The sequence below is a fragment of the Megasphaera geminata F0357 genome (genome assembly GCF_000239275.1).
Classification (GTDB): Bacteria; Bacillota; Negativicutes; order Veillonellales; family Megasphaeraceae; genus Megasphaera; species Megasphaera geminata.
In genome coordinates, this window is sequence record NZ_JH417575.1 from 1 (window position 1) to 5,339 (window position 5,339).

Below are 5,339 nucleotides of genomic sequence, written 5' to 3' on the forward strand. Positions count from 1 at the left end.
CGCCGGCTGTTGCATGGTATTTATTTATCGGATTTCAGTTTTCTTCAGTGCCGCCAGTGTTGTAAAGAAATTTTCCTTAACGATTGAAATAAATTCTTTCTGTGAATAATGGACGGGGACAGAGGAAAGTACGGGACTGTTCCGGGCCAGTAAAGCGAGTATGAACGGTGCGAACAGAGAGAAATATGCGCCGTGGAAGCGGACATTTCCCCTGTCATAACCCAGAGCCTCTTTGAGTATGTCCGATAAAATATAAATTTTCGGCAGACAGTTGTGCAGAATGATCCGATCAATGCACGGAGACGGATGAAGCAGTTCTTTCAGCCAGAGACGTATATGCCAGTCCTTACGGTCGAAGCCGTATTTCAGAAGGGCCGTCAGGATTTTATCCAGTTTCTGTTCGGCGGAAATATTCTGCAACGATATTTCCTTTATAATATTGATGTTCAGAAGATAATCGTGCACCTTTTCCAGGACGGCCAAATACAATTGTTCCCTACCGCCGAAGTAATAATTGACCGCCGCGGCGTTCACGTCTGCAGCCAGGCAGATGTCTTTGCCGGTGGTTCCGTCGTAGCCGTTTTCGGCAAAAAGCCGGCCGGCGCATTCGATAATGCGGGCCTTGGTCGCTTCACCGTCCTTGCGGTTGGAGCGGGAGATTATTTCCGTTTTTTTCGACATAAGTATGCTCCTGTCAGGATAGTTTGTGGCGGAACAGCCAGGCAGCCGCAGGCATTGTCACGGCGGCGACGATCAGCATGGGAGGATAGGTGTAGGCGATAGCGGCGAGGTCCGCCCCCTCCAGATAAATCCGGCGGATCGCTTCAATGACAAACCGTGTCGGATTGATGTAAGTCGCGTACTGCAATGCTTCGGGCATATTCTGAACAGGCGTGGCCAGCCCGGAAAGCAGCAGCATGGGCAGGAGAAAGAGAAAACAGTACACCATGACCTGCTGCATATTTTTGGATACGGCGGAAATAGACAAGCCGATGCCGACGCTGCTTAACAGAAAAATAAAGACTGTCAGTCCCAGTACCGGTAAAGAGCCGACCATGGGCACTTTAAACCAGAATACACAGATGGACAACATCATTGAGGATTGGACGAGGCCGATAATAACGGGCGGGATTAATTTGCCGATCAGAATTTCCATGGGGGTCAGCGGCGTGACGAGAAGCTGGTCGAAAGTTCCGTTTTCGCGCTCCCTGGCAACGGATAATCCCGCCAGGACCATGACCTGTGTCAGGGCCAGCATGGCAATCAGGGACGGCAGAAACATCCAGCGCGTGATTTGATTGGGATTATAGCGGGTGCGGGATTGAATATCCAGTACGGGCGGGCCGCCGTATGCGGCGTTGTAGCCCGCTATGACGGCTGTCGTATAGCCGGAGGAAAGTCCTGCCGTAGTCGGGTTGCGCCCGTCCGTAATGAGCTGCACGGGAGCGGTTTTGCCGGTGTTCAGTTTACGGGCGAAGTCCGGCGGGATCGTGATGACCAGCATGGCGTCGCCGGAGTCGATCAGCCGGGCGATCTGCCCTGTACTCTGCAAGGTGGCGACCCGGTTATAAATACCCGTGCCGTCAAGATGAGCCAGCAGCTCCGTTGATTCTCTGCTGTGGCTCTCATCCAGGACGGCGTATGGAATATGCTCTAAATTATATGTGGCCGTATACCCGAAAAGCAGTCCCTGTATAAGCACGGGGATGATGAGAACGATGCGGTTCTTGGGATCCTTGAGCGTGGTAAGCAGTTCCTTATAGACAATATAGTAAATTTTATGCAGCTTTATGCGAAATGCGTTCATTAGTTATACTTCCTTTTTCGTCACTTTCAGTGTAAGCAGTAAAAACAGAATTACATATCCCGCTAAAACAGTGCAGTTTTTCAGGATTAAGGGCCAATTGGTACCGGTGAGGAACAGTGATTTTAAAAGCTCCATATAGTAAGTGGCCGGCAGAATATGCCCGATATATCCGATAGCCGCCGGGACGCTGCGCAGGTCAAAGATAAAACCGCTGAGCATTACGGTGGGCAGCATGCTGAAGATAAGAGAAAGCTGGGCAGCCAGAAACTGGCTTTTGACGACGGAGGAGATCGTCAGTCCCATGCCGATAGCGGCTAAAATATATTCCATAGAGGAAAAACTGATGAGTAAAAGTTCTCCGTGAAGCGGGACCTCATATACATAGCGGGAGGTGAGGAGAGACAGACACAGCCCCGCGACGGCGACACAGAAATAAGGGATGGTTTTGGCCAGGATAATTTCCAAAGGACGCACAGGGGTGACAAACAGTGATTCCAGCGTTCCCCGCTCCCATTCTCTGGACATGACCAGAGAGGTGAGGAACATGCCCACAATGGTCATGACCAGGACGATGAGTCCGGGAATGAACATCCACGAACTGGTATTGGCATCATTAAACCATTGGCGCGTAACTGTCGTAATCCGTCCTTTGCCGGACGGAGCGGAACGGATAAAATCGGCGGCATGGGCCGTTTCCCAGTCTTGCAGCCCCTGTTGTATATAGGCATCGGCGGCATTGGCAATTGTCGTGTCCACGCCGTACAGGATGACCTGCACGGGGGCCCGGCCGCGGTAAAGCCGGGAAGTGAAGTCCGGCGGGATGCAGAGGATGACGTCCGCTTTTCGTTTACTCATCAGTTTTTCCGCGTCCTGCATGGAGGTCTCATAGCGGGGAATAAAGTAAGGTGAACCGTCCAGAAAACTGACCGTGTCCCGGGCTGTCGGTGACGTATCTTCCAAGACGACGGCGACTGAAATATTTTTTACGTCCATGGACAGACCGTGACCGATAAGAAAGATGAGCATCAGCGGGATAATAATCCCGATGAGAAAGCTGCTGGGGTCACGCGTCATCTGCTTGAACTCTTTGAGGATTAACGCACGCAAACGCGATATGTTCATGATGAAGTCTCCTGTCTCCGGCGTCCGGCTTCGACAATATGGATAAATGCCTCGTTCATCGTCGGGCTGTCACCGCCCTGATGACGGATTTCATCCGGCGTGCCGATGGCAATCATCCGTCCCTGATCCTGAATCATCATGCGGTCGCAATACTCGGCTTCTTCCATAAAATGTGTCGTGATGATTACGGTTGTGCCTTCGGAAGCCAACGCCGTAATTTGCCTCCAGAATGTCCGGCGTGCCAGCGGGTCTATGCCGCTGGTCGGCTCGTCAAGAAAGAGGATGGGCGGGTTGTGCAGTAAGGCGGCGGCCATGGACAACCGCTGTTTGTAGCCGCCGGGAAGTGTATCCGCATCGGCATCCGCAACTGCTTCCAGACCGAATTGACGCGTGACCGCTTCGATGCGTTCCTGAATTTGCCGGAACGGTAATCCGTACGCCCCGCCGAAGAAGAAAAGGTTCTCTTTTACGGATAACGTGCCGTAAAGAGAAAATTTCTGAGCGACGTACCCGATATGGGCCCGCGCCTGTGCCCGTGCCGTGCGCAAATTGACGCCCGCAACGGAAGCCGTTCCCGAAGAGGCGGGAAGTAAACCGCAGAGCATACGGAAGGTAGTGGATTTTCCGGCACCGTTCGGGCCGAGAAGACCGAAGATTTCACCCTTATATACATTGAAAGAGGTATGGTCGACGGCCGTGAAATCCCCGAAACGCCGTACCAGGTCGTGCACCTCGATGATCCGTTCCCGTCCGTGCGGTTTTCCGGAAAGTGTGTTGACAGGCTGAGAAACGGTTTCTCCGTCCGTACCGGCCGCTTCCCGCTGATACATCATAAAACTGTCTTCCAGTCGTTCCGATACGGCATGAACCGATACGGAAGGGAAGTTTTTCCATAAAGCCAGCTCACCGAGCTTAGACGGATCGGCCGTAATGAAACGAATGCCGCCGCCTTCCGGGACCGCGTCGAGTACATGTTCCGTATCGTCCAGCAGAGCCGCCTGGATAATGCGCGGCGGCACGGTTGCCGGAGGCTGTATAACGAAGCATTTACCGGAACTGTGCCGGCGCAGCTCCGCAGGAGACCCGGAAGCCAGTATACTGCCTTTATGCAATATATAAACGAAATCACATTGTTCCGCTTCATCCATATAAGAGGTATTTACTAAAATGGAAACATGTTCTTCTTCAACGAGCGTATGGAGAATTTCCCAGAATTCCCGTCGCGATAAAGGGTCAACACCGATGCTCGGCTCGTCCAGCAGCAATAATTCAGGGATGCGCACAAGCGTGCATGCCAGACCTAACTTCTGTTTCATCCCTCCCGAAAGCTTTCCTGCCAATCTGCCCGTAAACGGCAGCATTCCGGTCATGGAGAGAAGTTTTGTAAAGCGTGCGGACCTGTCTTTTTCGGGAATACTGTGTAAATCCGCGTAAAGATTCAGATTTTCCTGCACGCTCAGATCTTCATAAAGACCGAAGCGCTGAGGCATATAGCTGAGCCGATCCTGCACGCTTTGCGGGTCGGCCGATACATCACGTCCGAGGACAAAAAGGTTTCCCCCGTCCTGTTTCATAAGGCCGCAGACAAGGCGCATGAAGGTTGTCTTGCCGGCGCCGTCAGGTCCCGTCAATGCGGTTAATCGGTTCGTTTTTGCCGTAAGAGAAATACCGGATAAGGCTGTGACCGGTTTATTCGTTGCGGAGTTGATAAAAGTTTTAGTAAGCTGACTGGCCTTAACGGCATCCATGGCATACCTCGTTATCCATATAATGCTGAGTACATACGATTAAAACGTGACAGTTGCAGGCATGCCCAGGCGCAACAGATTATCCGGATCATCCACATAGATGCGCACTTCATACATCAACGCCGTCCGCAGCTCCGTTGTCTGCACCGTTTTGGGCGTGAATTCGGCCGTACCGGAAATATACCCTACCTGCCCGTCAATGGGAGAAGAAACGCCGTCGATGGTGACTTTTGCCGCCTGTCCTTCATGGATCCGGAAGAGATTGTCCTCCGAGATATAAGCGCGAACCCATTTTTTTGTGTTTAAACTGAGCGTGTAAACCGGAACGGCGGGGGAGGCCATATCGCCGGGTTCCAACAGCCGAGAACGGATGACGCCGTCCTCGGGGGCGATAAGTGTGGCCTGAGCCAGATTATATTCCGCATTTTCCAGCTGGACCCGTAGAGATTCAAGCTGTGCTTCCGCCGCATCAATATCTTCCTGGCGGAAGCCGATATCAGACATACGGTGCGTCGCCCTGGCCCGGTTCAGGGCGGCCACTGCCGCTTTGGCCCGGGCTTCGGCATTATCCAGCGCTTGCTTGCTGATTGCGTCGCTGTTGTATAATGTTTGCATGCGGGTATAATCCGCAACCGCGTTATCGGCGGCCGCCTCGGCGGATT

5 protein-coding genes are annotated in these 5,339 nt (G+C 52.6%); all 5 read right to left on the minus strand.

Going from position 1 to position 5,339, the window contains the following annotated elements:
• Positions 1–24: 24 nt before the first annotated feature.
• Positions 25–681, minus strand: a complete 657-nt coding sequence (locus tag HMPREF0080_RS03250; protein ID WP_006789774.1) for a TetR/AcrR family transcriptional regulator — start codon at positions 679–681, stop codon at positions 25–27.
• 13 nt (positions 682–694) lie between these two features.
• A complete protein-coding gene (locus HMPREF0080_RS03255) occupies positions 695–1,807 on the minus strand; it encodes an ABC transporter permease (RefSeq protein WP_006789775.1) in 1,113 nt (370 codons plus the stop codon).
• Between the two features lie 3 nt (positions 1,808–1,810).
• Entirely contained in the window at positions 1,811–2,929 is a 1,119-nt protein-coding gene (locus tag HMPREF0080_RS03260) for an ABC transporter permease (protein WP_006789776.1), read from the minus strand.
• Entirely contained in the window at positions 2,926–4,677 is a 1,752-nt protein-coding gene (locus HMPREF0080_RS03265; protein WP_006789777.1) for an ATP-binding cassette domain-containing protein, read from the minus strand. Before HMPREF0080_RS03265 ends, HMPREF0080_RS03260 begins: the two co-directional genes overlap by 4 nt.
• Positions 4,678–4,716: 39 nt before the next feature.
• Positions 4,717–5,339, minus strand: a 623-nt coding sequence (locus HMPREF0080_RS03270; protein ID WP_006789778.1) for an HlyD family secretion protein, incomplete at its 5' end; no start/stop codon positions are given.

Coding starts and splice junctions, on each gene's coding strand:
- HMPREF0080_RS03260 (WP_006789776.1), bottom strand. CDS start 2,929: ATGAACATATCGCGTTTGCGTGCGTTAATCCTCAAAGAGTTCAAGCAG.
- HMPREF0080_RS03250 (WP_006789774.1), bottom strand. CDS start 681: ATGTCGAAAAAAACGGAAATAATCTCCCGCTCCAACCGCAAGGACGGT.
- HMPREF0080_RS03255 (WP_006789775.1), bottom strand. CDS start 1,807: ATGAACGCATTTCGCATAAAGCTGCATAAAATTTACTATATTGTCTAT.
- HMPREF0080_RS03265 (WP_006789777.1), bottom strand. CDS start 4,677: ATGGATGCCGTTAAGGCCAGTCAGCTTACTAAAACTTTTATCAACTCC.